This is a genomic window from Streptomyces sp. NPDC050211, assembly GCF_040656035.1.
Classification (GTDB): domain Bacteria; phylum Actinomycetota; class Actinomycetes; order Streptomycetales; family Streptomycetaceae; genus Streptomyces.
In genome coordinates this window covers 20,620-44,819 of the sequence record NZ_JBFALC010000027.1, presented here as the reverse complement: position 1 = coordinate 44,819, position 24,200 = coordinate 20,620, and the positions used below count along the sequence as shown (strand labels likewise).

Genomic DNA, 24,200 nt, shown 5'->3' with positions numbered 1-24,200 from the left:
TGGTGTGCCGGACAGGAGAGACCACTGAGGGCAACGTACGGGGCGGTGCCCGCTGACGGACCCCGCCCCGACGTATCTCAGCCGATCTTCACTCCTCAGCGCTTCTTGTACGCCGCGGTGACCTCGACCTCCACCAGCCAGCCCTTGACGGCGAGGGAGGCCACCTCCATCGTGGCGCGCGCCGGGCGGGCCTTGTTGGCGAGGAGCGGCGGCTTCGGGGCGGAGGTGCCCATGGGTACCGGCACGACCTGATGTGTGCTCAGGTCGATGTTGGCGAAATACTGCCGGTAAGCGCGGTTCCAGCCCGCGTAATCGGCGGTCTCGGTGCCGGGCGGCTTCATCAGATAGCACTTCATCGTGATGACGTCGGCCGGAGTGAGCCCCGCGGCCGCCAGGTTGGTCTTGATGTTGCGCAGCACAACGAGCGCCTGTGCCTCGGTGATCGTGACCCCTTGGGCGCCCTCGGTGAGGGACGGGTCGGTGTAGTACTCCGGGGTGCCTTGCGGCGCCGAGGGGTTGAGCGCGGAGGGCCCGAGACCGCTGCTCTGGTATACGGCCACCTCCCCGCCCATCGCCACGCCGTTCGCGATGGCCGGGTTGGACTGGCCCTCGGGCAGCATGACGCGCACCTCCTTCGCGCCGGGCCACCAGCCCCGGGCGTCGGCGAGCGCGGTGCCGCCCGTGAGGAGCGACGCGGTCAGGGCCGTACCGATGACTGCCTTGGTACGCCGGTTCATACGGCCATCACCCTCTCGTGGATGTCGGTCACGACCTTGCGGGCCGAGGTGAACGCGCCGTGCTGCCAGGCGATGACGTGGCTGAGCCAGTCGCCGGCGAAGTACACGTGTCCCGCGGGCTGGTTGAGCAGCCGGTACTCGGGTCCGTTCTGCGAGGGCCAGCCCACCCAGCCGGCCTCGATGTGCGGGGTGCGGTGCCAGGCCACGCTGAAGGAGCGGTCGAGTTCGGTGCGGTACTTCTCGCCATGGATCTTCACGCCCCGGCTCACCGCCCGCGCGACGCGCTCCTTGTGCGGCAGGGCGCTGTACGCAAGGGCGTTGGCGCCGAAGTTGTAGTAGCCGATGAGGGTGCCGCGGCGGCCGAAGTGGCCGTGGGACGGGTACCAGATGGTGGCCAGGTCCGTGTCGGTGGGCGTGATCCCTCCGTAGATGTGCTCGTCGGTCTCCCACCAGCGGCTGCGGTACTCCAGGCCCACCTTGCCGACGGGTGTCGGGACCGGGTACTTCAGCGCTGCCGTGACGTCCGCGCCGAGGTTGTGCTTGATGCGGGCCATGACCATGGGCGGTACGGCGGCCACCACGAAGTCGGCGTGGCGGGTGCGGGTACGGCCCTGCGCGTCCTTGTAGGTGACGTCTGCGCCGTCCGCCAGGTTCTTCACCTCCAGCACCTCGGCGCCGTACGTGATCCGGTCCCGTCCGATCGCCTCGGCGAGGGCGTGCGGGATGGCGTCCATGCCGCCCACGGGCTGGAACATGAGCATGGCCTGGTCATAGCCGAACTCGAAGGAGAAGCGCTGCCCGACACCGCTCGCGATGACGTCCGACAGTGAGGGCACCGACCCCAGGACGGTGCCCTCCTCGAACGCGGCCCCCGGCTCGACGGAGTAGCCGCGCCGGTCGGTGCCGGTGTAGGCGAAGCCGTCCGCCTTGCCCTTGATGGCACCGAAGTTCTGCAGGAAGGCGATCAGCCGCTCCTTGTCGGCGGCGGTGAGCCGCGCGTCGAGGGCGCCCTGGTCGGTGGCCTTGGCGAGGAGTTCGGAGACATAGCCGAAGACGTCGGCCTTCGCGGTGCGCCAGCGGATCGGCTGTCCGGCGAGGGCGGCGCTGTTCTCGTGGTAGATGTACGCGTTGGCGTTCTGGTTGGTGAACACCTCGACGGGGACGCCGAGTTCACGGCAGTACTCGAGCGTGACATGCGACTGGGGCAGCCGGGCGGGCCCCGCGTTCATATACTGGCCCTTGGAGAACGACGCCGTCTGTTTCCGGCCGTCCAGATCGGTCAGGGTCGTGCCGCCGCGCACGGTCCAGTTGCGGCCGCCGGGCCGGTCCTTCGCCTCCAGGATCCGGCAGTCGTATCCCGCCTTGCGCAGTTCGAACGCGGTGGCCAGGCCGGCGATGCCACCGCCGAGCACCAGGACCTTCTTGGCGCTGCGGCCACTGAGTGCGAAGTCGCTCCCGCTGGGTGCCCGGTACTCCGCTGCCCGTACGTCCGGCACCGGCGCGAGTCCCAGTGCGCCCATCGCCGAGTAGAGCGCGCCCGCTCCCCCGGCGGCCCCCACGGAACGCAGGAAGTCCCGCCTGGATGCCGCGGATCTCTCTTCAGCCATCCACTCCTCCACCTCCGCGCCCGCTGTCCGGACGCGACATCGGCCGATCAACCCGGTCACGTGGGGGGCGAGTTGTTGCTGAGACCGGAGGAACCCCATGAGGGTCCGTCAGGAGTGTTACGGCTCCATACCAATGACGTATCCGTGGCATGAGCATGCGAGCGGGGCGGGCGCGAGCGGGAGCCGGCCGCTGCCTTAACCTTTGGCGGGTGAACGCACCAGGGGACATGGTCGACGGACGCTTCGAACTGCTCGGACGGCTCGGCAGCGGGGGGATGGGCACGGTATGGCGGGCCCGGGACACCGTGCTGCATCGCGAGGTCGCCCTCAAGGCCGTACGCCCGGACGCCGAGAACTCTCCCGTCGTACGCGAGCGGGTCATGCGCGAGGCAAGGGCACTGGCGCGGCTCAACAGCCCTCATGTGGTGACGGTCCATCAGATCATCGAGGCGGACCCCCACCCGTGGATCGTGATGGAGCTGGTGCCGGGCATTTCGCTCCAACAGCGGCTGGCCGAGGGTCCGTTGGACCCGGTGGAGGCGGCGCGTATCGGCCGTCAGGTGCTCTCCGGTCTGCGCACCGCGCACGCGGCCGGTATCCGGCACCGGGACGTCAAACCCGCGAACATCCTGCTCTCCCCCGACGGCACGGCCGTGCTCACCGACTTCGGCATCGCCGCCCTCCAGGGGGCGACCGCCCTGACGGTCACGGGTGAATTCGTCGGCTCACCCGAGTACATCGCTCCCGAATGCCTCCGCGGGCGCGACAACGACCCGGCGTCCGACCTGTGGTCCCTCGGGCTGGTCCTGTACGTGTGCGTGGAGGGCGTGAGTCCACTGCGCCGCGCGAGCACGCTCGGCACGCTGGCCGCGGTGCTCGAAGACCCGGTTCCCCCGCCCGTGCGCTCCGGCCCGCTCGCCCCCGTGCTCCAGTCCCTCCTGGTACGCGACCCGGCGGCACGTCCCCGCGGCGAGCAGCTGGACGCGATGCTGGCCCAGGTCGAGTCCGGCACCGCACCGCACTGGGCGCAGCCGACGCTCACCGCCACACCGACGCCGACCACTACCCCAACTCCACCTCCGCCGCCCGCTCCTGTGGTGACGCCCGCACAGCAGGACATCACGCGCCCCGCCCCGTCGGGCCGCCGCCGCACGCCGGTCCTCGTCGCCGTGGCCGCGGTCGTGGCCGTCGGTGCGGCGGTGGCTCTCGCCCTCGCCCTGCCCGGCTCCGGCTCGGGCGACGAGGAGAAGAAGGCGGGCGCGGAGCGCGACGCCACCGCGAGCACGCCCTCCGCTCCGGACGCCCGCACCACTCCGAGCCCTGCTCCGACGCCCGAACGGACACCCTCAGCCGCGCCGCCCGGGTCCGCGTCACCCTCCACACCGGCCGGCAACGGCAGCTGGGTCGCCCAGCTCCACTCCGAACCGCTCTCCTCGGGCACCGCAACCCGCGATCAACGCCTCGCCGTGCTCCGCGAGTCGGTACCCGAGGCCGTCTACGTCCGCAGCGACGACTTCGCCTCTCTCCGCCCGGGCTACTGGGTCTTCTACGCGCCGGGCCCCTTCGCCGACGGCCGCGCGGCACTGTCCTTCTGCGCCGAGCGCGGGCGCACGACGCCGAGCACCTGCATGGGCCGCTACCTGAGCACCAGCCCGGCCGACTTCGCTCTCCAATGCCGCCCACCGGCGACCAGCCCTACGGGCCGCTGCACACGCGCCTCCGGCTGACGGGCGGCCTCAGTACGTGAGGTCACACCGACGTCAGGGGCAGCGCGGCGAAGGTGTGCTGCTCCCACAGGCGCCGGGAGACCTCCTCCGGGTAGGCAGTGACCCGCGCCTCGACGTCGAGGAGCTGCACGAGGCGCCGCTCGGGGTCGTACGCGGGCCAAGGTCGTCGACGCCAGCCCCTCGTCGACCCGGCCGAGCATCCCGCCGAGCAGGAGGAAGAGGCGGAACTCGTCCCGGTTGTGCCCGGTGATCAGCTCCACGTCGCACGCGGCTCCGCTCGCCCAAGAGGCCGCAGGCACGAAATTCGATTGCCCGGCCCGTCCTGCCCGCTTAGCGTGCTGCCCGTGGGAATCAATGCGATCTCGATCACCGGTCACGGCCGGGGCTGCGCGCACGCCATGCGACTGCGCCACGCCCCCGGCGCCCTGACCGGCCCGGGGAACCACGCCCGCTGACGCTTGCACCGTAGGGCGCACCCCTTCGCTTCCTCCTGTCTCCGGTCGGGGCCTTCGTCTGCCCGTATGCCCTTCACGGACGACAAGGACCGCAGGCCATGGCCCGCCCCATCCGCGCTGCCCGCGCGCTTTCGCAGAACTTTCTCGCCGACCGCGCCACCGCCGACCGCCTCGCACGGCTCGCCGTCCCGCATCCGCGGCGGGACACCCTCCTCGTCGAAGTGGGGGCGGGACAGGGCGCGTTGACCTCTTCGCTCGCACCCCGCTGCGGTGAGCTGCTCGCCTACGAGATCGACCCCCGCCTCGTTCCGGAGCTGCGGGCCCGATTCCGCACCGCCCCCCATATCCGCGTCATCGGCGGCGACTTCCTCGCCGCACAGCCCCCGCGGACCCCCTTCTCCGTCGCCGGGAACGTGCCGTTCTCCCGTACCGCGGACGTCGTCGACTGGTGTCTGCGGGCCCCGGCGCTGACGGACGCCACCCTCCTCACCCAGCTCGAGTACGCCCGCAAACGCACCGGGGACTACGGGAGTTGGACCCTGCTGACGATCCGGAGCTGGCCGCGCCACGAGTGGCGGTTCCTCGGGCGCGTCGCCCGGACCCGGTTCCGGCCGGTGCCCCGGGTCGACGCCGGAATCGTACGCATCGAGCGCCGCCGCATCCCGCTGCTCGCCCCGGACGCGTATGCCTCGTGGTCGCGCATGGTGGAGCTGGGATTCTCCGGGGTCGGCGGCTCGTTGCACGCGTCGTTGCGGCGCGCTCACCCCGGGCGCCGGGTCGACGTGGCGTTCCGGTGCGCGCGCCTCGATCCGCGCGCGCTCGTCGGCGCAGCGTCACCGGGGCAGTGGCTGCGGCTGTATCAGGTGCTCGCGGCCGATTGACCGGCCAGGTGCCGGACGGAACCCGATATCGACTCCCCCGGCATGCAACCACCCAGCGATCCGAACCCTCATACCAGGGCAGAGGGGCGAGCGCATGGAGAGGAGTGTTCGTTGGACGGGATCGAGACTTCCGCCATGGGCGCCGATGTGTCCGAGGACGGGCCGGATCGGCGGGGGGTGTCGCGCCGGGGGTTCATGGTGTACTCGCTCGCCGCGTCCACTCTGACCGTCGCGGCTCCCCTCGGCTGCGACGCGCCGCGGGCCGAAGGTGCGGAGCAGAGGGATCGGGGCGCGCGCGGGGCTTCCGATGTCGTTGTGCGGGGCACCGACGAGGAGATGCTCGTCCTGGAGGTCACCGAGGCGAACAAGGTGGTCGTACGGCTGCCGCGGGTCGAGGTCGGCCAGGGCATCACGACCGCGGTCGCCATGATGATCGCCGAGGAACTGGACGCCCGGCTGATGGATGTGCGCATCCCGCTCGCCGACGCCCGCAGCCGGGGCAATCAGTACACGGGCGGTTCGAACTCGGTCAGTTCGCTGTACGGCCCCGCGCGCAACCTGGCCGCCACCGCACGCGCCCGGCTGGTGACCGCAGCGGCCCGGCGCTGGGGCCTTCCGGCCCGCACCCTGCGGACGTGGAACACCATGGTCGTCGCACCGGACGGGCGTACGGCCACGTACGGCTCCCTGACCGCGGGCGCGGCCGGAATCCGTCGGCCGGCCGTCTCCAGCAAGCCGAAACCGGCGTCCCGGCACCGGGTGATCGGGCGGCCGGCGACGCGGATCGACGCGCGGGACATCGTCACGGGCAAGGCGAAGTACACCGGAGACCTGTCGGTGGCCGGAGCGAAGCCGACCGTGGTGGCCCGGCCGCCGACGATCGGCGGCAAAGTCGTCTCGGTGGACTCGCGGGCGGCACGCGCGATGCCGGGGGTCCTGAAAGTCGTCAAGGTCGACACCGGTGTCGCCGTCGTGGCGGAGTCCTTCCATCACGCCTTCAAGGCCAGGGACGCCCTGCGCATCACCTGGGCTCCCGGTCCGCTGGCCAGGCTGTCCGACGCCGCGATCCGTGCCCGGCTGCGGGCCGCCGTCCCCGCGCTCGGGGCTCCGCCGCGGGGATCGGCGCAGGTGACGGGCGAGTTCGAGTTCGCCTTCGTCAGCCATGCGCCGATGGAGGTACTGACCACGGTGGCCGATGTGCGGGCCGATCGCGCCGAGCTCTGGTTCTCCACCCAGACCCCCATGGACGCACGGGACAGCATCGCCTCCGCCGTCGGCCTGCCGGCATCGAAGGTCAAGGTCCATGTCCTGCGGAGCGGCGGCTCGTTCGGGCGGCGGCTCAACTACGACTTCGCCATCGAGGCGGCCCTGATCTCGAAGGCCGCGCGCCGGCCGGTGAAGCTGATGTGGAGCCGTGCCGACGACCTCCGGCACGGCAGGATGCGCCCGGCCTCCCACCACCGGATCCGCGCCAGCCACGCCCGGGGCCGGGTGGTGGCCTTCGCCCATGCGACGGCCTCGGTGAGCGAGTCGTACGACGGACTGTCCGCGCAGGGCGCCGCGGCCCCGCTCCCCAGCGACAGCGGCCTCTACAACTTCGGGCGTCTTTCAGGGGATTCGGGCTCGGTGGAGCTGGCGATACCGCTGGGCGCCTGGCGCTCGGTGGACTCCGGGACGACAAGGACGGCGGAGGAGATCGTCGTCGACGAGATCGCCCGGAGCCTCGGCAAGGATCCGGTCGCCTTCCGTCGTACGACGCTCAAGAACAAGTCCGTCAAAGCCGTACTGGACAAGGTCGCCGCCGCCGGGAACTGGGGCCGGTCCCTGCCGGACGGCAAGGCCCAGGGTGTGGCCGTGCACGAGGAGTACGGCTCCAGCGTGGCCTGTCTGGTCGAGATCGACGCCACCGATCCGAAGCGGCCCCGGGTGACCAAGGTGGTGATGGCGGCCGACGTCGGCACGGCCGTCAACCCGCGCGGTCTCGAGGCCCAGCTCATGGGCACCGCGATCGACGGCATCTCCACCGTGCTGCGGGCCGGACTGCACATCGACCGGGGCGCCGTCCGCGAGGGCAGCTTCGCCGACTTCCGCTACGCACGCCAGCAGGACGCCCCGCTCCACTTCGAGGCGCACATCCTGCCCTCCCGCCGGGAGCCCGGCGGAGCCGGCGAACTCGGTGTCCCGGCCGCGGCCGGCGCCGTCGCCAACGCCTACGCCCGCGCGACCGGGACCCGGCCCCGCCGCTTCCCGATCAACTTCTGAGAAGGTGCCGATGCCGTCCTACTCCTTCGTCCTCAACGGCAAGCCGGTCACCGTCGAGGCTCCCGCCGACATGCCGCTGCTGTGGGTGCTGCGCGATCTGCTGGACGTGACCGGCCCCAAGTACGGCTGCGGGGTGGGTGTCTGCCGTGCCTGCACCAGCCATCTCGACGGCGCGGAGATCCAGCCCTGCGTCGTCCCCGTGGCCGACTGCGCGCAGCGCGAGGTCACCACCATCGAGGGCCTGGCGGACGGTGACCGGCTGCACCCCGTCCAGCAGGCCTGGCTCGACATGGACGTGGCGCAGTGCGGCTTCTGCCAGCCGGGCCAGATCATGACCGCGGCCGCCCTGCTGAAGCGGACGACCGATCCGAGCGACGCGGACATCGACCGGATCGAGAACGTCTGCCGCTGCGGCACCTACTGCCGGATCCGTGAAGCGATCAAGAAGGCGGCCGCCGAGGGCTGACCGCGGCCGGCGCCGGGGTCAGGCACACCGGTTGGCGTGCTTGATGTCGAGGACGAAGCGCTCCGGGGAGTGCAGCTTGAAGGTCTTGTAGACGGGCTTGGAGTTGAAGGCGGCTCCGAAGGTGACCACGGCTTCGAAGTCACCGGTCAGAGCGAGGCCCTTGAGCTTGGGCAGATGGATCTTCAGGAGCTTGGGCCCGCGGTAGACCGACTGGCCGGCCTCGTTGTGGGCGGCTGCGGGAGAGAGCTTGATCTCGAGGAAGTACTTCCCGGCGAGCGGGACCTTCTTCCCGGAGCCGTCGTAGCGGAGTTCCTTCACCGGCTTCACGGTGACCGGGGGCATGGTGCCCCGGACGTCGATGACCAGCCGGTCGTAGGTGCAGTGCCCGCCCCATCGTGCGTTGACGACGAGTGCGATGGGGGGTGCCTGGGCCGAGGCTGAGGCCGAGGCGGGAATCGTGGTGCCGGCGGCGGTGAGCAGGACGCCCACGGCTATGGCGGTACCTCTTGGACGGTTGAACATGACGCCCCCCGATCTTTCTCTTGAGGGGACAGAGGATTCTCATCAGTGGTGACACCCGAATAGGGCCCAGGGTTGTGCCGCTCCCCTCAGTCGTCCGCGGGCAGTTCCACGGGCATGGCGATGACGTCCACGAGGGCGCCGCCGCGTAGTGCGGTCAGCGCGAGCGGGCGCCCGATGGCGTCCTCCAGCATCAGACGCTGGAGCGTCTGCGCACTGGTCACCGGCTCACCGCCGGCGGTGATCAGCAGATCACCGGTGCGCAGCCCGGAGCGGGCGGCGGGAGAGGCGGGCACGACCTCGACGATACGCAGGCCGGTGCGCCGGCCGGTCCGCTCCCGAAGCGACGGCGGCAGCGGTGCGGGGGTGCCGGCGACACCGAGATAGGCGCGGCGGACCCTCCCGTCCGCGAGCAGGGCGGCGACGATCTGGCGGCTGTTCGCGTTGACCGGGATGGCGAGGCCCAGGCCGACCTCGGCGATCGCGGTGTTGATCCCGACGACCCTCCCGTCGGCGGTGGCGAGTGCGCCGCCGGAACTGCCCGGGTAGAGCGTGGCGTCGGTCTGCACGACGTCGTCGATGATGCGGGTGGCGGCCCCGGCGCTCGTGGGCAGCGACCGCCCCAGGGCACTGACCACACCGGCGGTGACACTGCCGGCCAGTCCGAGCGGATTGCCGACGGCCACCACAAGCTGCCCGACGCGCAGCCCGTTCGCCTCACCGAGCCTGGCCGGGGCCGGGGTCGGACCGTCGGCGCGGATCACCGCGAGGTCGGACAGCGGATCGGCGCCGATGACGTGGAAGGGCGTCGTCGTGCCGTCGGCGAAGGACGCCGTGCCGGCGTCGGAGTGCCCGACGACATGGGCGTTGGTGAGCAGGAAACCGTCGTCGGTGAACACCACCGCGGAGCCGGTGCCGACCACGAAACGCCCTCTGAACCTGCGGTGCGCGACGTTCACGGCCGCCACCTTCGGCGTGAGCTCGGCGGCGACCGAGGTGACGATCAGGGAGTAGGCGTCGAGCGCGGACTGCTCCATGCCGGAGCGGTCGGGCTCGGAGACTGTCTCGGCCACGAGCGGATCCTTCCGCTGGTCCACAGGACTGATTACATGCTTACACGCATGCCTGCGGAAGGGCACCGGCCGTCACTGAGCGGGCTGTGCGGACGTCAGCACGCCGATCTTGTCGACGCGGTGCTCGGGGTTGCCCCTGTCGTCGCGCCAGTAGTTCCCGGCCGCGTTGTCCTCGGGCGTCAGGCAGGTGGAGACGGTGATCATGGCCTGGGTGGGGCGCTGACCGGGGACGCCCGGCACGGCTGCCCGCTGTTCCGCGAGTGAGCGCGCCGAGCGGAAGGAGGTTTCCCGCGTGTCGGTGATCTCGTACTCGTAGCGCGCTCCGGCCGCCGTGACGACGACCCGCTCACCCTCGTCAAGGCTCGGGAGGAGGCGCAGTGGGCCGCCGGCGGAGAGGCGGTGGGCCGTGACGAGGTAGTTGCCGATCTCGCCCGGGCCGACCCCACCCTGCTTGCCGTACGGGCTGGCGGCGAAGCCGCGGTTCTGGATGCGGGTGCCCGGCCAGTCGTCCGTCGTGCCCTCGTACGGGACGACGCGCAGGTTCTTGACGCCGATGGCCTCGATGGTCAGCCACGCGTGCTGACGCTGGTCACCGGTCTTGGGGGCGGCGGGCCGGTCGTCCGAAGGGGATGGCGATGAGGGCTGCGCCGATTTCGTCGCAGGGGGTGTCGTCTCCTTGGCTCGCGTGGACTCGCCGGTCGTGCCCCCGCCGCCGGAGCAGCCGAGGATCACGGCGATGCCGACGCCGGTCAGGAAGGCGGGACGAGCTCGGGAACAGGCCATGGCACCCGGGAAACGAACGAGGGCCGGCCAGTCGTTCCCGCCGGGCGCTCAGACCCGCAACGTCGCCCATACCGCGTTGCCGCCGGTGAGTGGGGACCGATCGACTCCCCAGGTCTCGGCCAGCTGGTCCACCAGGAACAGTCCGCGGCCCCCCTCGTCGTCGGGGCCTGGCACACACGGGGGCAGACCCTGGCGGACATGGTTGCGGTCGTGCACCTCGACACGCAGGCACCCGGCCTCGACGATCCCGACGCCGCACAGGAAACGGGTGCTGAGGGTGTGCCGTACGGCATTGGTGGCCAGCTCGGACAGGAGCAGGACGGCGTCCGCGCACAGCTCGCCCGGCAGCTGCCACGCGGTCAGCCGCTCGCTCATCGAGCGGCGGGCCACTGCGACGCTGGAACGGTGCGCCGGGAGTTCGAGCCAGTGGGTTCGGTCCGGGCCGACGGCGTCTAAGGACTTTGGGGAAGAGGTCGTGTGGGGGGACACGGGTTCGCCTTCCGTGGGGGGGCGGGCGCCGCGGGGAGCGGAGGAAGGTCGGCGTGGGTACCGGCGCGTACCAACTCCCGTGGGGGGACACGGGAGATCGGCGATGAAGCGCCTCGCGGGTGGCAAGACGATTCACACAAGTAACTATGCTCGCACCCTAGTTCAAGCTGCAACCGGCTCCCTGATAATTTCAGTCAGCCGGTATCGGTCTGGCCGCATCATCAAGTCACTGTCAGACTCGGACTGGTGACAGTCCCTCAGGAGGTAGGGCGTGAGCGAAGGTCGTTCGGGCGCGAGCACCACGGGTGCCCCCACCGTTCTCCGCATGATCCTCGGCCGACGGCTGCAGGAGCGCCGGCTGGGGGCCGGCGCGTCGCTGGAGGACGCCGCGAAGGCCCTGCGCGTGAAGCCGCTGACCATCCGGAGGCTGGAGAAGGCCGAGGTCGCTCTCAAGCCGCTCTACGTGGAGAAGCTGCTCGAGACCTACGGGGCCGACCGGCAGGAGATCGACGAGTTCGTCGTCCTCGCCGAGCGGGCCAACGAGCCCGGCTGGTGGCACGCGTACCGCGATGTGCTGCCCAACTGGTTCAGCGCCTACGTGAGTCTGGAGACCGGCGCCAAGACCCTGCGCACCTATGAGCCGCACTACGTCACGGGGCTGCTGCAGACCGGCCGCTACGCGCGCGAAGTACTGAGCGGGGGTTTCCCGGGCGACGGCGACGAGGACCTGCAGCGCAGAGTGGACCTGCGGTTACGTCGCCAGGGCCTGCTGGAGAGACCCGACACGCCCACACTGTGGGTGGTCATGGAGGAAGCCGTACTGCACCGGGTGGTCGGCGGCCCCGAGGTCATGCGGGAGCAGATCGAGCGGCTCCTGGAGGTCTCGGAACTGGAGCACGTCAGCGTCGATGTCGTGCCCTTCACCGCCGGTGCCCATGTCGGGGTGTGCGCCCCGTACACGTATTTCCGGTTCGAGGAGCCGGAGCTGCCCGACATCGTCTACACGGAGATCCTGTCCGGTGCCATGTACCTGGACCAGCGCTCCGATGTCGCGGCGCATCTCGAGGCGCACAACCGCATGTCGCTGCTGACGTCGGACGCGGACAGCAGGGCACTCCTGAACCGCATGCGCAAGGAGTACTCATGACCACGATCAACGGGCACGTCTACAACGGAATGCCCGCATCGGACCTCGGCGAGCAGGGCTGGGAGTCTCCGTGGAGCGGCCCCAACGGGGGCCAGTGCGTGCAGACGAAGCAACTCGCCGACGGCCGCGTGGCGCTGCGGCAGTCGACCGATCCCGCGGGTCCCGCGCTGATCTACACCCCGGCCGAGATCGCCGCGTTCGTCGCGGGAGTCAAGCGCGGCCTCGCCGACCATCTGGCCGCCGGCTGACCCCTCTCACCAGCGGGAAGGACCCGAGCCGCCCCGGCCACGACCTGCCCGGCACCCCCCACGCACCACACCGAAAGGGACAGGATGACCAACCCCCACGCCGCCCGGGACATCGACACCAGCAGGCCCCACTCTGCCCGGATGTACGACTACTACCTCGGCGGCAAGGACCACTTCGAGGTGGACAAGAAGGCGGCCGAGACCGTGGCGGCGGCCTACCCCGGCATCTTCGTCTGCGCCCGCGAGAACCGCGCCTTCATGCACCGCGCCACCCGCGTCCTCGCCCAGGAGCACGGCATCCGCCAGTGGCTGGACATCGGCACCGGCATCCCCACCGAGCCGAACCTGCACCAGGTGGCCCAGTCCGCGGTCCCCGAGGCCCGGGTGGTGTACGCCGACAACGATCCCCTCGTCCTCAAGTACGCCGAGCGCCTGATGCGCAGCACGCCCCAGGGCCGCACCACGTACATCGAGGCCGACGTCAACAACCCGGACGCGCTGCTGAGCGCCCCCGAGCTGGCCGAAGTCCTCGATCTGGACCGGCCCGTGGCCCTGTCGCTCAACGCCCTGATGCACTTCGTCACGGACGCCCAGGACCCGTACGGCATCGTGAACCGTCTGCTGGCCGCTCTCCCCTCGGGCAGCGCGCTGGCCCTGAGTCACTGCACCCCCGACTTTGATCCGGACACCTGGCAGAAGGTCACCGACATCTACACGAACGCCGGCACGCCGGTGCGGTTCCGTGCCCAGAAGGACGTCGCCCGCTTCTTCGACGGCCTCGACCTGCTGGAGCCCGGCATCACGGTCGGCCACCGCTGGCGCCCGGACGACGAGCCCAGCGCCTCGGACGCCGAGGTCAGCCTGTGGACCGGGGTGGGCATCAAGCCGTAACTGTGGGGCGAGCGGCACCGCTGTGGTGGATTCTGTAGCCGATGCCGATCGTGTGTGCCGTTGCCGTCCTGGCCGTCGCGAACCTGCTCAACAACTGGCTCGCGCGGAACCCCGTCATGTACGTGATCACCTGCGTGACCGCCACGGCCGTCCTGCTGATGATCGCCCGCTGGGACGGTCTCACCCCGGCCGAGCTGGGACTGGACAAGGCGGGGATCCGCCGGGGACTGCGCTGGGCCCCTGTCCTGGCCGGGGTGGTGCTCCTCGTCCTGCTGGTCGCCCTGGCCGTTCCGGCGGGCCGGGAGGCGTTCCGGGACGCCCGGGCGGTCGACCTGTCCATGGGACGGCTGCTGTGGGGCGTGCTGGTACGGGTGCCGTTCGGCACCGTGCTGCTGGAGGAGGCCGCGTTTCGTGGCGTGCTGTGGGCCATGATCCGGCGCCGCCGCGGCACCGTGTGGGCCACGACGGTGTCATCGCTGCTGTTCGGGCTCTGGCACCTGCTGCCCTCCCGTGGCCTCAACCGCTCCAATGCCGCTGTCGGCGCGGCCTTCGGGGAGGGCTCGGCAGCCGTGGCGGCGACCGTCGCCGCGGCCATCGTCGTCACCGCCGTCGCGGGGGTCGTCCTGTGCGAGCTGCGCCGCCGCTCGGGCAGCCTGCTGGCGCCCATGGCCCTGCACTGGTCGGTCAACGGCTTCGGCTACGCGCTCGCCTGGGCGGCGGCACGGCGGTGGCTCGACAGCTGACAAGCCCTGCCCTCGGTGGATTCCTGAGGGCAGGGCTGGTCGGGCGGTTTCGGCCTCGGAAGGGTCACCGGGTCCGGCGGGCAAGGCGCCGCGCTAGCAGGGGAATGATCACGACGGCGGCCACGACGTGCGACACGGCCAGGACGATCTGGGTGGAGGTGGCCGTGTGCGGGGCGGCGGCGGGGCCGACCAGGGACAGCGCGGTGAGCGCGACCGTGATCACCACGAACGTACGGGCGGGCCGCTTGGCCCAGCGGGCGAGGGCCACGGCCAGGACGATCCCGGCGATCGCCCAGAACAGCACGCCCCCGGCGAAGCCGCCCACCGGGATCTCCGCGGCCTCCTTCGCGCCGGGACTGGCCGCGTCCATCGGGACGCCCGCCGCCCGGCAGACGAGGGCGAACACCTCGGTCACGACGGCGCCCGCGAGGGTCGCCAGGACACCCACCAGCCACACGGGGCGTGTGTCGGCAGAGCGGGTCGTGGAGGGGGACTGGGCGAGGGTCTGGGTCTGGGACGCGGTCACGCTCATGGGATGTTCTCCTGTTCGGGCTCGGTATGCCTTTCATGGAGTTAGACGGCGCGACGCCGCAGAACTAATCGGTCACCGGGGCAAGTTCTGCGAAGTGCGCACGTAGTCGAAGAGTGCGGTGGCGCCGGCCGTGTTCAGGGACACCAGGCCGATCCTCAGCGGCTGCGCGTCGGGCAGTGTCCACACCCCGGTCCAGGTCCAGTTCCGCCCGTCCGTGCTCGTGGCGGCCCGCACCTCGTGCTCGTCGTGGGCGGAGTCGGCGTGGTACGACAGGCGCATCCACAACGTGTCCGCGGCAGGACCGCCGAACATCGGGCCGTACGCCACCGGTGTCGGCGGCGTGGTGGTGGGGCGGGCGCCCTCCTTGCCGAACTCGGTGACGTGGGTGACCTTGCCGCCGGTGTGGCTCAACGGCAGCACGGAATGCACGAGTTTGACGTACCGGTCGTCGCTTCCGTACAGCACGAGCCCCGCCTGCTGGTTGGCCGGTCCGGAGGTGAGCCGGAGCTTGGTCTCCACGGTGAAGTCGCCGGGCGGTGCGGGTCGGGTGAGCACGGAAGCGGTGTTGGTGCCGAGGTAGAGCTCGGCGTTCTGGGTCGGCCAGGACAGCGCCCCGTCGCTCGTCGCGGGGGACCGGGAGTTCGTCACGGTCGTCGGGCCGTCCGGCTGCGGCAAGTCGACGCTCCTCAACCTGGCCGGGGGACTCGACGAACCGACGGCAGGTCAGGTTCTCGTGGACGGCGCGCCCGTCACCGGGCCCGGTCCCGAACGCGGCGTGATCTTCCAGCAGTACGCGCTCTTTCCGTGGCTCACGGTGCGCGGCAATGTCGAGTTCGGGCTGAGACTCACCTCCCTTCCGGCCGTCGAGCGCAGGCGGCGTACTGAGCAGGCGATCGACCTGGTCGGGCTCTCCGACTTCGCCGACGCACTGCCCAAGACGCTCTCCGGCGCGTTGCACACGGCGGCCAGCACGGTGCCGACGCGGGAGCCGGCCGCGTCCAGCACGCGCCGCGCGGCGGGGTCGGCGGGGAGGGCCGCGAGCAGCGCGGGCAAATCGTCCGCCTTGCCGTGCGCGTCGAGTACGGCACCGACGGAGGCCACCGTCTCCAGACACCCTCGCCCGCCGCACGAACATCGGCGCCCGTCCGGCTCGATGGTGATGTGCCCGAACTCGCCGGACAGCCCGTGCGCGCCCCGGTGCAGCGAGCCACCCACGACGAGCCCGCCGCCGACGCCGTGCGACAGCCGCAGATACAGCACGTCCTGGTCGCCGGCGGCCGCTCCCCAGGTCGCTTCCGCGAGCGCGGCGAGACGGGTGTTGTTGTCGACGAGGACGGGGACGCCGAAGCGTTTGCGGAGGAGGAGGGCGAGGTCGGTGCGGGGGGCTTGGGGGCCAGGGGCGGTGTCGCCATGGCGGGCATCGGGCTCACCCGCTGCCTCCGCCGCCGCACCCGCCGCCTCGCCCGCCACATCCTCGACAGGCCCGACCACACCCACGCCGATCGCGCTCAGCGCGCCGAGCCGCAACGTGCCGCCGGCCAGCGCACCCACCAGCCGCTCGGCGAGGTCCACCCGCTCCTCCCAGGGGAGGCCGGGAGCGTGCGGCGCACTTGCCGAACCGATCACCTCGTGGGCGACGTTGACCGCGGCGACGTGCACCGCACGACGGGCGAAGTCGATGCCGATCGCCTGCCCCGCCTCGGGGCGGAGCGTCAGTGTCTCGACCGGCCGTCCCCGCCGGCGCTCGGCGGGAGCGGGAGCCGACGCCACGACGGCTCCGCTGTCGACGAGGGCGGCGATGATGTCGTACAGCGTCGTCCGCGACAGCCCGCTGTGCCTGCCCAACTCGGCCCGGCTGAGCGGACCGTGCCTGCGCAGCAGATCAAGTACGAGTTCCTCGTGACCCCGGCGCAGCCGTGCCAGCGGGCCGTCGTGATGCTGTGGCATGGACCACAGCATGCGGACGGCCCGCGTTTTTCGTCAACAGTCCGGAAAAAAGAATCAGAGGGCGTAGCGGACGAGCCACTCGTCCTCGTTGTACGCGTCTCGCGCCGGGTCCGGCGCCGTGGCCGGGTGCTCCTCGACCGTGTCCTCCAACCGAACCCGCTCCGGCAGTGCGCCGAACCGCGCGCGGCGTGCCGTCTCGGCAGTGTCCACGTTCGCCTCTTCTTGGCTCATCTCGCCCTCCCCGTTTCGACCGTCACCCGTCCAACTCCTGGCGATACAGCGATGTTCCCCAGGAGCGGGGACGCCGCGAGCGAACGCTGTTTAGATAAATTAGTAATTAATATTGACAGCGTTTCGGCCACACGCCACAGTCTTCGCCAGGACGCTTCCCAACCACCCGGAGAGGCACGTGACTTCACACCCCGATGGTCGAAAAGCCGCAGGTCACAGACTCCCTCGCCGAGCCGTCACGGTCGCCGTGGCCACGGTGCTGGCCGTGACCGCCGCCCCCGCGGCCGACGCGCGGACCGCCGAGGACCAGGGCGCGCCGGACTACTACGACAGCGGCCTCGCGCCGACGCCCTACATGGGCTGGAACACGTACTACGGGCTGGGCGCGCCCACCGAGAAGGAGGTCCGCGCGGTCGCCGACAGGCTGGTCAGCAGCGGTCTGCGGGACAGCGGCTACGACATCGTGTGGCTCGACGGCGGCTGGCAGGCCGACAATCCGCGCGACGCCCAAGGACGGCTGGCCGCGCACCCGGAGCGCTTCCCGTCCGGCATTCCCGCCCTGGTCTCCTATCTGCACCAGCGCGGTCTGCGGGCCGGCATCTACACCGACGCCGGCACCTACGACGGCGGCAAGAGCTGCGGCCTGGGCAGCCGCGGGTACTACGAGCAGGACGCGCAGCTGTTCGCGAGCTGGAAGGTCGACGCGATCAAGGTCGACTTCCTGTGCGGGATCGGCGCGCAGCTCGATCCGGGCCCCGCCTTCAAGGAGTTCAGCGACGCGGTGGCCAAATCCGGCCGCAAGATGCTGCTGAACCTGTGCAACCCGCTCACCGACGACTGGGGACTGCCCCACACCCCCGAGCAGGACGCGCACAACACCTACGTGTACGCCCCGACGATCGCGGACTCCTGGCGCACCGGCACCGACATCGCCTGGGGCACCCCGAGCCCCGGGCAGTGGCCCAACGTGCTGCGCAACATGGACGCCAACGCCTGGCACCCCGAGGCGCAGGGCCCCGGCCACTACAACGACCCCGACTACCTCATCCCGATGCGCCGGATGACGGACGGGTCGTACGAGCTGACGCAGGAGGAGTCCACGACCCAGTTCGTGATGTGGGCCGAGATGGGCTCGCCCCTCGTCCTCGGCTCCGACCCGCGCACCCTCTCGGACTCGATGATCAAGACGCTGCGCAACCCGGAGATCATCGCCGTCGACCAGGATCCACTGGGCATTCAGGGCGTACGGGTGGCGACCGACTCGGTCGGCGATGTGTACAGCAAGGTCCTCAACGGACGCGGGCAGCGGGCGGTCGTGCTGCTCAACCGTTCCGATCAACCCGCCGAGCGCACCGTGCGGTTCGCCGACGCGGGGCTCGGCGGCTCGGTGCGGGTGCGTGACCTTCGCGCGCGTGCGGATCGCGGGACGCACACCACGTCGTACACCGTCGAGGTACCCGCGCACGGCACCGCATTCCTGAAGCTGACCGGCGCGGAGGACCTGCCCGGCACGAACCTGGGCGCGAAGGCCACGGCGAGCCCGGCCGTGCTGCCGGATGGTGACACCTTCTTCCGTGGACCGGACGGTTCCCTCGTCCAGATGACGGACGGCAGGAGGAAGGACCTCGGCGGCCGGATCCTGGGCCAGCCCGCCGCATACGCCTCCGCAGGCGGCCGTATCGACGTCTTCGTGCGCGGCGCGGACTCCCGAGCCTACCGGCGGGTCTTCACCGACGGGCGCTGGGGCGCCTGGCAGAGCCTCGGCGGGCGGCTGACCGACGCTCCGTCGGCGGCGTTCACCGACCCCGGACACTGGACGCTGTTCGCCCGGGGAGCCGACGGACAGATCGTGCAGCGCGGGCCCTCGTCCGCCTGGTCGTCCCTCGGTGCGCCCGGCGACCGCACGACGTACGGCCGTCCGTCCGCCGTCGTCGACTCCCAGGGGCGCGTCCATGTCGCCGTGCGCACCGCGGCGGACGACGTGTGGACACGGTCCCGGGACACGTCCGGTGCCTGGTCGGCGTGGGCCTCGCTCGGCGGGACCGTCAGCGGCAGTCCGACGCTGGTCGCCGTGGGTGACGCCGTGGTGCTGTACGCGCGGGCCGGGGACTACACGCTCTGGCAGCAGCGGTACGAGAACGGTGCCTGGCAGGGCTGGAGCAAGCGGCAGGAGTTCCCGAGCGCCGCGTTCGACGGCGCGCTGGGAGCGGTGGGCGGGCCGGACGGCACGGTCGACGCGGTGTTCCGCGGAGTCGACGGCTACGTCCACCGAACCCAGTTCCGATGAATCAGCACGTATCCGCCACGGAGTCCTTCATGACGCATCACCAGCCCAGCCGACGCCGGTTCCTCGCCGGACTCGGTGCCGCCGGCACGACGGCACTGCTCAGCGGCTGTGTCACATCGACGTCCTCGGGCAACAGCTCCTCGAAAGGCGCGGTGACCCTCCAGTCCAACCTGTCCGCCCCGCAGGCCAAGACGGCGATGGAAGACCTCGTCGCCGCCTACGGCAAGCAGGGCACCGGGAAGGCCACCCTCAACACGGTCGCCGCGGAGACCTTCCGCACCCAGCTGCCGACGTACCTCACCTCCGCCAACCCGCCCGACGTCTACACCTGGTACCCCGGCTCGGTCGCGGACGCGTACGCCAAGAAGAACCTGCTGCTCGACCTCGACGACGTCTGGGCCTCCTCGCCCGATCTGAAGAAGTACTCGAAGGCCCTGAACTCGCTGTGCACGGCGAGCTCCGGCAAGAAGGTCTTCGTGCCCATGACCTACTACTGGTGGGGCATGTTCTACCGGAAGTCGAACTTCGCCAAGTGGGGCGTGAGCGAGCCGGAGAGCTGGGACGACTTCCTCGATCTGTGCGACAAGCTCAAGAGCAAGGGTGTCGCGCCGATCGGGCTCGGTGCGGGCGGCAACACGCCTTGGGTCGCCTCGGCCTGGTTCGACTATCTCGACATCCGCATCAACGGCGCCGATTACCACCGCCAACTCCTCGCTGGGAAGCACCGGTTCGACGACCCCGAGGTGCGCAAGGTCTTCGACCGCTGGCAGGAAGTGCTGCCGTACTTCGACCCGGACGGCACCGCCATCCCCTTCCAGGACGCCACGACCTCCCTGCTCAACGGCCGCAGCGGCATGATGCTGATCGGCACCTTCTTCGCCGACGCGGCGCCCAAGGACGCCCTCGACGACATCGACTTCTTCCGCTTCCCGGTCATCGACTCGAAGGTTCCGCTCGCCGAAGAGGCGCCCACGGACGGCTGCTTCGCCAGCGCCCGCACCGGCCGCCGCGAGCAGGTGTCCGACCTGCTGAGTTACGTCGCCACCGCGGAAGCCCAGGAGATCTACATCAAGGGCTCCTCCGGCACCGTCCTGCCGTGCAACCCGGACGCGAAGGACGCCGGCACTGCGCTGGTGAAGAAGGGCCGCAAGCACGTGGAGGAGGCCGCCGAGATCACCCAGTTCTTCAACCGGGACTCCAGCGACGCCCTCCAACCCACCGCGGACAACGCGCTGACCAAGTTCCTCGCCAAGCCGAAGGACATCGGGGGCATCCTCACCGACTGGCAGCGGGACGCCGAGAAGATCTGGACCGCCTGACATGGCCGTCCTGACCGCTCCCCACCGCAAACTCCCGGTCCCGACGCCGTCCCGTGGCGGTCGGGGCCGGGGCCCGCGCCGCACTCCCCCGCTGGTGCTCGCGTTCGTCCTGGTGCCGCTGCTCGCCGAGGCGCTGTGGGTGTTCTGGCCCGCCCTGCAGGGCTTCTACCTCGCTTTCACCAGCTGGGACGGCGTCTCGGCGCCGCGGTTCGTCGGCCTGGACAACTTCCAGGAGATGGCCCACGACGAGGTCTTCCGCAGCGCGGCCTGGCACACGGTGCTGTGGCTGGTGCTCTTCGGCGGCCTGTCCGCAATGCTCGGCCTGGCCGCCGCTCTGCTGCTGCAGCAGGAGCGGCGCGGCGTCGGCTTCTACCGGGCCGCCCTGTTCCTGCCCGTCGTCTTCTCGCTGGTCGCCACCGCCCTCGTATGGCAGGCGATCTACCAGCCGGACGGCGTCCTCAACCAACTCCTCGGGTCCGTCGGCCTCGACAGCCTGCGCCACGCCTGGCTCGCCGACCAGGACACCGCCCTGTACGCCGTGATCGTGCCCGCGCTGTGGCGGCAGATCGGCTACGTCATGGTGCTGTACCTCGCCGGCCTCAAGGGCATCGATCCGGCGCTGTACGAGGCGGCCAAGGTCGACGGTGCCGGTGCGTGGCAGCGCTTCCGGCATGTCACGCTCCCCCAACTGCGCAGTGTCAACGCGGTCGTTCTGTCCGTCATCGTCATCGACTCGCTGCGCTCCTTCGACGTCGTGTGGTCCCTGACCCGCGGCGGCCCCTACCACTCGTCCGAGCTGCTGAGCACGTACATGTACTCCACCGCGTTCCAGTCCCTGCGCCTGGGCTACGGCTCGGCGCTGGCCGTGGTCATCTTCGTGCTGGCCTTCGGCGTCATCTGCTCCTATCTCGTCCGCGCGTTCCGGGAGGCCGACTGATGTCCGCCACCTCCACGGCCCTGCACCGCAGGCGTGCCGCGACCGCCGGATTCCACCTGTCCGCCGGTGCGTTGGCGGTCCTGTGGCTGCTGCCCATCGCCCTGGTCCTGGTGACCAGCCTGCGCTCCTTCGACGACGTCGCCGCCCACGGCCTGGGCAGTTGGCCCCGCTCCTTCACCCTGGACAACTTCCGGCAGGCCTGGGTCGACGGCGGCCAGGGGCGCGCCCTGGTCAACAGCCTCGTCGTCACCGTGCCGTGCGTCCTCGTGACACTGGCGCTGGCCGCCATGGCCGCGTTCGCCCTCAGCCGCTACGAACTGCCCTTCCGGCGTTCCCTGTTGCTGCTCATGCTCGGCGGCAACCTGCTCCCGCCGCAGATCCTGCTCATCCCGGTGTCCAAGCTCAGCGAGCTGATGGGCGTCTACGACACCCTGCCCGCGCTGATCGGCGTCCAGATCGGCTTCGGCGTCGGCTTCTACGTCTTCGTCCTGCACGGGTTCATGCGGGCGATCCCTGCGGAGATCCAGCAGGCGGCGGTCGTGGACGGCGCCGGGCCCTGGCAGATCTTCTGGCGGATCATCCTGCCGTTGACGAGACCCGCCCTGGCCGCGCTCAGCGCGCTGTCGTTCACGTGGATCTTCAACGATCTGCTCTGGGCGATCACTGTCCTGCGCAGCGACACCAAGATGCCGATCACCGCCGCCCTCATCGGACTTCAGGGGCAGTACGTGTCGATGTGGAACGTGATCGCCGCCGGGTCGGTCATCGCCGCGGCACCCACCGTGGCCGTGTTCCTGCGGTTCCAGCGCCACTTCGTGGCCGGCCTCAACCTGGGAGCGGTGAAGTGACGTCGTACGAGCGCTGGATCCTGCGCACCGACCACACCACGTACGCCGTACGGCTCTCCCCCGACGGCCCATGGGCCGAACTCGACGCCTGGGGACCGCACGGCGTCGAGCACGGCCCCTCCGCCCTGGACCGGTCGCGGCGCACGCACTTCATCACGCCCGCCGACGCCGCGCCCGCCGAGTATCTGCCGTACGGACTCAGGCCGTTCACCGGTTCCGAGCTCGTGGCCTCGCGACCGGGCGAGGAGCGGGGCGTGTGGTGGGACTTCGCGGGGGCGGAGGAGGGTGAGGGGACGCTGCGGCTCGCCTTCACGGACCACGTCGTCGGACTCCGTACGGTCCTCTGCTACGAGACCGTGCCGGGCACCGATGTGATCCTGCGCTGGACCGAACTCACCGCCACGGCAGAGCTGCGCCTGGAGCGGTTCGACTCGGCCGCCGTGAACATCCCCGTCGGCGGCGCGGCGCGGCTGACCTACCTCGCCGGTCAATGGTCGCAGGAGTTCCAGCGCACCCAACTCGCCCTTCAGCGCGGCACGTTCACCATCGGCAGCACGCAGGGCGTGCCCGGGCACGCGTACGCTCCCTGGCTCGCCGTCCAGGACGGAGACTCGGCGGCGGCCTACGGTGTCGCCCTCGACTGGCCGGGCAACTGGCACATCACGGCGGAGGCGGAACCCGGCGGTACCGTGCGCGTCCGTGCGGGCCGGGTCCCCCACGAGGGGGCGGTGGTCCTGGCTGCCGGCGAAACCCTCGTCACCCCCCGTCTCGCCTGCGCGTTCAGTCCCGACGGACTCGACGGGCTGTCCCGCGTCTGGCACCGCTACGAGCGCCGGCTGGCCGGGGAGCGGCTCAACCGGCCCCGCAAGGTGCTCTACAACTCCTGGGAGGCCACCGGCTTCGACGTCGACGCGGCCGGTCAGCTGGAGCTGGCGAAGGCCGCCGCGGAGATCGGGGCCGAGCTGTTCGTCGTGGACGACGGATGGTTCACGGGCCGCGGTGACGACACCGGCGGGCTGGGCGACTGGTATCCGGACCCGGACGCCTTCCCGGCCGGCTTCGACCGGTTCGTGGCCGACGTCCGAGGGCTGGGCCTGGACTTCGGCCTGTGGGTGGAGCCCGAGGCGGTCAGTCCCGGCAGCCGGCTGTACGCCGAGCACCCCGACTGGGTCTACCGGATCGACGGCCGCCCGGCCACGCTCGTCCGCAACCAGCTGCTGCTCGACCTCGGGCGGACCGACGTCCAGGACTTCGTGATCGGCACGCTCGACCGGCTGCTCGGCGACTACGACATCAGCTATCTGAAGTGGGACATGAACCGGCCGCCCACCGAGCGCGGCCGCCCAGGCTCCGGCCCCGTCGACCTGGACGCGGAGCACGCCGCCGGCTATCTGCGCGTCCTGGACCATCTGCGGGCCGCCCACCCCGACGTGACCGTGGAGGGCTGCGCGGGCGGCGGCGCCCGCGTCGACCACGCGACGCTGGCGCGCACGGACGTGGTCTGGCCCAGCGACAACACGGCCCCGCTGGACCGGCTGTCCATCCAGTACGGCTTCCTGCACGCCCACGCGCCGCACGTCATGAGCTCCTGGGTCACCGACGCCCCCGGCGTGTTCGATCCGCGCCCGCGCAGTCTCGCCTTCCGGTTCGTGAACGCCATGTGCGGGGTGCTGGGTGTCGGGGCCGATCTGCGGAGGTGGACTGCGGAGCAGCGGGCCGAGGCCAGGGGGTGGATCGCCCGCTACAAGAAGGTGTGCCATGTCACACACCACGGGGAGGCAAGGCTGCTCGGCACTCCCGACGACAGCACCTTCGGCGTGCAGTTCGACCACGCCGGCCGCACGGTCGTCGCCGCACTGAGTACCGGGCGCCTCGACGGTGCCCCGCTCGTCCCCGGCCGCCCCGACCGGCTCCGGCTGCGGGCGCTGGACCCGGCGGCGCGCTTTCGGGACGCGGCGACGGGGACGACGTACAGCGGAGCCCATCTGCTCCACTACGGGCTGCCGTTCACGTGGAGCGCCGATCATGACGCCGACCTCGTGGTGCTGATGCGTGAGTGAGGCGCATATGT

General features: G+C 71.0%; 22 protein-coding genes and 2 pseudogenes. 14 read left to right on the top strand and 10 right to left on the bottom strand.

Annotated features, from left to right (window positions below; all coding sequences use genetic code 11):
• Positions 1–95: 95 nt before the first annotated feature.
• The gene (locus tag AB0I98_RS25470) at positions 96–737 is read right to left on the bottom strand and encodes a Rid family hydrolase (protein WP_362945446.1); all 642 of its coding nucleotides are present in this window, start codon (positions 735–737) and stop codon (positions 96–98) included.
• Positions 734–2,344, bottom strand: a complete 1,611-nt coding sequence (locus AB0I98_RS25465) for a flavin monoamine oxidase family protein (RefSeq protein WP_362945444.1) — start codon at positions 2,342–2,344, stop codon at positions 734–736. Before AB0I98_RS25465 ends, AB0I98_RS25470 begins: the two co-directional genes overlap by 4 nt.
• A 209-nt stretch (positions 2,345–2,553) precedes the next feature.
• Between AB0I98_RS25465 and AB0I98_RS25460 the strand changes: the two genes are divergently transcribed.
• From AB0I98_RS25460 to AB0I98_RS25445, 4 genes are all read left to right on the top strand, one after another.
• Entirely contained in the window at positions 2,554–4,071 is a 1,518-nt protein-coding gene (locus AB0I98_RS25460) for a protein kinase (protein WP_362945442.1), read from the top strand.
• 553 nt (positions 4,072–4,624) lie between these two features.
• The gene (gene erm / locus AB0I98_RS25455; protein WP_362945441.1) at positions 4,625–5,407 is read left to right on the top strand and encodes an ErmE/ErmH/ErmO/ErmR family 23S rRNA (adenine(2058)-N(6))-methyltransferase; all 783 of its coding nucleotides are present in this window, start codon (positions 4,625–4,627) and stop codon (positions 5,405–5,407) included.
• Between the two features lie 195 nt (positions 5,408–5,602).
• Complete coding sequence (locus tag AB0I98_RS25450) at positions 5,603–7,669, top strand: molybdopterin cofactor-binding domain-containing protein (protein ID WP_362945527.1); 2,067 nt, start codon at positions 5,603–5,605, stop codon at positions 7,667–7,669.
• A 10-nt stretch (positions 7,670–7,679) separates the two neighbouring features.
• Positions 7,680–8,135 carry a (2Fe-2S)-binding protein gene (locus tag AB0I98_RS25445; RefSeq protein ID WP_362945439.1) on the top strand — a complete coding sequence of 152 codons (456 nt, stop codon included), beginning with the start codon at positions 7,680–7,682 and terminating at the stop codon, positions 8,133–8,135.
• A gap of 18 nt (positions 8,136–8,153) precedes the next feature.
• Here the strand turns inward: AB0I98_RS25445 and AB0I98_RS25440 are convergent, their stop codons facing one another.
• The 4 genes from AB0I98_RS25440 to AB0I98_RS25425 all read right to left on the bottom strand — a co-directional run bounded on the left by AB0I98_RS25440 (position 8,154) and on the right by AB0I98_RS25425 (position 10,999).
• Positions 8,154–8,657: a hypothetical protein gene (locus AB0I98_RS25440; RefSeq protein ID WP_362945437.1), complete on the bottom strand. Its 504-nt coding sequence runs from the start codon at positions 8,655–8,657 to the stop codon at positions 8,154–8,156.
• A gap of 86 nt (positions 8,658–8,743) precedes the next feature.
• Positions 8,744–9,727 carry a trypsin-like peptidase domain-containing protein gene (locus AB0I98_RS25435; protein ID WP_362945435.1) on the bottom strand — a complete coding sequence of 328 codons (984 nt, stop codon included), beginning with the start codon at positions 9,725–9,727 and terminating at the stop codon, positions 8,744–8,746.
• Between the two features lie 72 nt (positions 9,728–9,799).
• Entirely contained in the window at positions 9,800–10,510 is a 711-nt protein-coding gene (locus AB0I98_RS25430) for a class E sortase (RefSeq protein WP_362945433.1), read from the bottom strand.
• Positions 10,511–10,558: 48 nt separating this feature from the next.
• Entirely contained in the window at positions 10,559–10,999 is a 441-nt protein-coding gene (locus AB0I98_RS25425) for an ATP-binding protein (RefSeq protein ID WP_362945431.1), read from the bottom strand.
• 271 nt (positions 11,000–11,270) lie between these two features.
• Between AB0I98_RS25425 and AB0I98_RS25420 the strand changes: the two genes are divergently transcribed.
• The 4 genes from AB0I98_RS25420 (at position 11,271) to AB0I98_RS25405 (ending at position 14,028) form a co-directional block, all read left to right on the top strand.
• On the top strand, positions 11,271–12,146 hold the full coding sequence (locus tag AB0I98_RS25420; RefSeq protein ID WP_362945429.1) for a helix-turn-helix transcriptional regulator: 876 nt from the start codon (positions 11,271–11,273) through the stop codon (positions 12,144–12,146).
• The gene (locus tag AB0I98_RS25415) at positions 12,143–12,394 is read left to right on the top strand and encodes a DUF397 domain-containing protein (protein WP_362945427.1); all 252 of its coding nucleotides are present in this window, start codon (positions 12,143–12,145) and stop codon (positions 12,392–12,394) included. Before AB0I98_RS25420 ends, AB0I98_RS25415 begins: the two co-directional genes overlap by 4 nt.
• Before the next feature lie 84 nt (positions 12,395–12,478).
• On the top strand, positions 12,479–13,285 hold the full coding sequence (locus AB0I98_RS25410; RefSeq protein WP_362945425.1) for an SAM-dependent methyltransferase: 807 nt from the start codon (positions 12,479–12,481) through the stop codon (positions 13,283–13,285).
• Between the two features lie 41 nt (positions 13,286–13,326).
• Positions 13,327–14,028 carry a CPBP family intramembrane glutamic endopeptidase gene (locus AB0I98_RS25405; protein ID WP_362945423.1) on the top strand — a complete coding sequence of 234 codons (702 nt, stop codon included), beginning with the start codon at positions 13,327–13,329 and terminating at the stop codon, positions 14,026–14,028.
• A gap of 64 nt (positions 14,029–14,092) precedes the next feature.
• Here the strand turns inward: AB0I98_RS25405 and AB0I98_RS25400 are convergent, their stop codons facing one another.
• Together AB0I98_RS25400 and AB0I98_RS25395 are read right to left on the bottom strand one after the other, a co-directional pair.
• Entirely contained in the window at positions 14,093–14,560 is a 468-nt protein-coding gene (locus tag AB0I98_RS25400; RefSeq protein ID WP_362945421.1) for a DUF6069 family protein, read from the bottom strand.
• Positions 14,561–14,632: 72 nt separating this feature from the next.
• Entirely contained in the window at positions 14,633–15,235 is a 603-nt protein-coding gene (locus AB0I98_RS25395; protein WP_362945419.1) for a hypothetical protein, read from the bottom strand.
• Positions 15,236–15,251: 16 nt separating this feature from the next.
• Between AB0I98_RS25395 and AB0I98_RS25390 the strand changes: the two are divergent.
• Positions 15,252–15,449: pseudogene (locus AB0I98_RS25390) on the top strand (ATP-binding protein); the annotation flags it as partial.
• A 59-nt stretch (positions 15,450–15,508) separates the two neighbouring features.
• On the opposite strand, the pseudogene AB0I98_RS25385 reads toward AB0I98_RS25390, so the two are convergent.
• Both AB0I98_RS25385 and AB0I98_RS25380 read right to left on the bottom strand, forming a co-directional pair.
• Positions 15,509–16,519 (bottom strand): annotated as a pseudogene (locus AB0I98_RS25385) (ROK family transcriptional regulator); the annotation flags it as partial.
• Between the two features lie 42 nt (positions 16,520–16,561).
• Positions 16,562–16,738 carry a hypothetical protein gene (locus tag AB0I98_RS25380; RefSeq protein ID WP_362945417.1) on the bottom strand — a complete coding sequence of 59 codons (177 nt, stop codon included), beginning with the start codon at positions 16,736–16,738 and terminating at the stop codon, positions 16,562–16,564.
• Between the two features lie 265 nt (positions 16,739–17,003).
• Between AB0I98_RS25380 and AB0I98_RS25375 the strand changes: the two genes are divergently transcribed.
• The 5 genes from AB0I98_RS25375 to AB0I98_RS25355 are packed head-to-tail and all read left to right on the top strand — an operon-like array spanning position 17,004 to position 24,189.
• Positions 17,004–19,025, top strand: a complete 2,022-nt coding sequence (locus AB0I98_RS25375) for a glycoside hydrolase family 27 protein (protein ID WP_362945415.1) — start codon at positions 17,004–17,006, stop codon at positions 19,023–19,025.
• A gap of 29 nt (positions 19,026–19,054) precedes the next feature.
• Complete coding sequence (locus tag AB0I98_RS25370) at positions 19,055–20,344, top strand: substrate-binding domain-containing protein (RefSeq protein WP_362945413.1); 1,290 nt, start codon at positions 19,055–19,057, stop codon at positions 20,342–20,344.
• 1 nt (position 20,345) lies between these two features.
• Complete coding sequence (locus tag AB0I98_RS25365; protein ID WP_362945411.1) at positions 20,346–21,281, top strand: sugar ABC transporter permease; 936 nt, start codon at positions 20,346–20,348, stop codon at positions 21,279–21,281.
• Complete coding sequence (locus AB0I98_RS25360) at positions 21,281–22,129, top strand: carbohydrate ABC transporter permease (protein ID WP_362945409.1); 849 nt, start codon at positions 21,281–21,283, stop codon at positions 22,127–22,129. Before AB0I98_RS25365 ends, AB0I98_RS25360 begins: the two co-directional genes overlap by 1 nt.
• Positions 22,126–24,189: an alpha-galactosidase gene (locus AB0I98_RS25355; protein ID WP_362945407.1), complete on the top strand. Its 2,064-nt coding sequence runs from the start codon at positions 22,126–22,128 to the stop codon at positions 24,187–24,189. The genes AB0I98_RS25360 and AB0I98_RS25355 overlap by 4 nt, the downstream gene beginning before the upstream one ends.
• Positions 24,190–24,200 lie beyond the last annotated feature (11 nt).

Coding starts and splice junctions, on each gene's coding strand:
- AB0I98_RS25370 (WP_362945413.1), top strand. CDS start 19,055: ATGACGCATCACCAGCCCAGCCGACGCCGGTTCCTCGCCGGACTCGGT.
- AB0I98_RS25360 (WP_362945409.1), top strand. CDS start 21,281: ATGTCCGCCACCTCCACGGCCCTGCACCGCAGGCGTGCCGCGACCGCC.
- AB0I98_RS25470 (WP_362945446.1), bottom strand. CDS start 737: ATGAACCGGCGTACCAAGGCAGTCATCGGTACGGCCCTGACCGCGTCG.
- erm (WP_362945441.1), top strand. CDS start 4,625: ATGGCCCGCCCCATCCGCGCTGCCCGCGCGCTTTCGCAGAACTTTCTC.
- AB0I98_RS25445 (WP_362945439.1), top strand. CDS start 7,680: ATGCCGTCCTACTCCTTCGTCCTCAACGGCAAGCCGGTCACCGTCGAG.
- AB0I98_RS25415 (WP_362945427.1), top strand. CDS start 12,143: ATGACCACGATCAACGGGCACGTCTACAACGGAATGCCCGCATCGGAC.
- AB0I98_RS25365 (WP_362945411.1), top strand. CDS start 20,346: ATGGCCGTCCTGACCGCTCCCCACCGCAAACTCCCGGTCCCGACGCCG.
- AB0I98_RS25430 (WP_362945433.1), bottom strand. CDS start 10,510: ATGGCCTGTTCCCGAGCTCGTCCCGCCTTCCTGACCGGCGTCGGCATC.
- AB0I98_RS25440 (WP_362945437.1), bottom strand. CDS start 8,657: ATGTTCAACCGTCCAAGAGGTACCGCCATAGCCGTGGGCGTCCTGCTC.
- AB0I98_RS25465 (WP_362945444.1), bottom strand. CDS start 2,344: ATGGCTGAAGAGAGATCCGCGGCATCCAGGCGGGACTTCCTGCGTTCC.
- AB0I98_RS25450 (WP_362945527.1), top strand. CDS start 5,603: ATGGTGTACTCGCTCGCCGCGTCCACTCTGACCGTCGCGGCTCCCCTC.
- AB0I98_RS25400 (WP_362945421.1), bottom strand. CDS start 14,560: ATGAGCGTGACCGCGTCCCAGACCCAGACCCTCGCCCAGTCCCCCTCC.
- AB0I98_RS25405 (WP_362945423.1), top strand. CDS start 13,327: ATGCCGATCGTGTGTGCCGTTGCCGTCCTGGCCGTCGCGAACCTGCTC.
- AB0I98_RS25380 (WP_362945417.1), bottom strand. CDS start 16,738: ATGAGCCAAGAAGAGGCGAACGTGGACACTGCCGAGACGGCACGCCGC.
- AB0I98_RS25410 (WP_362945425.1), top strand. CDS start 12,479: ATGACCAACCCCCACGCCGCCCGGGACATCGACACCAGCAGGCCCCAC.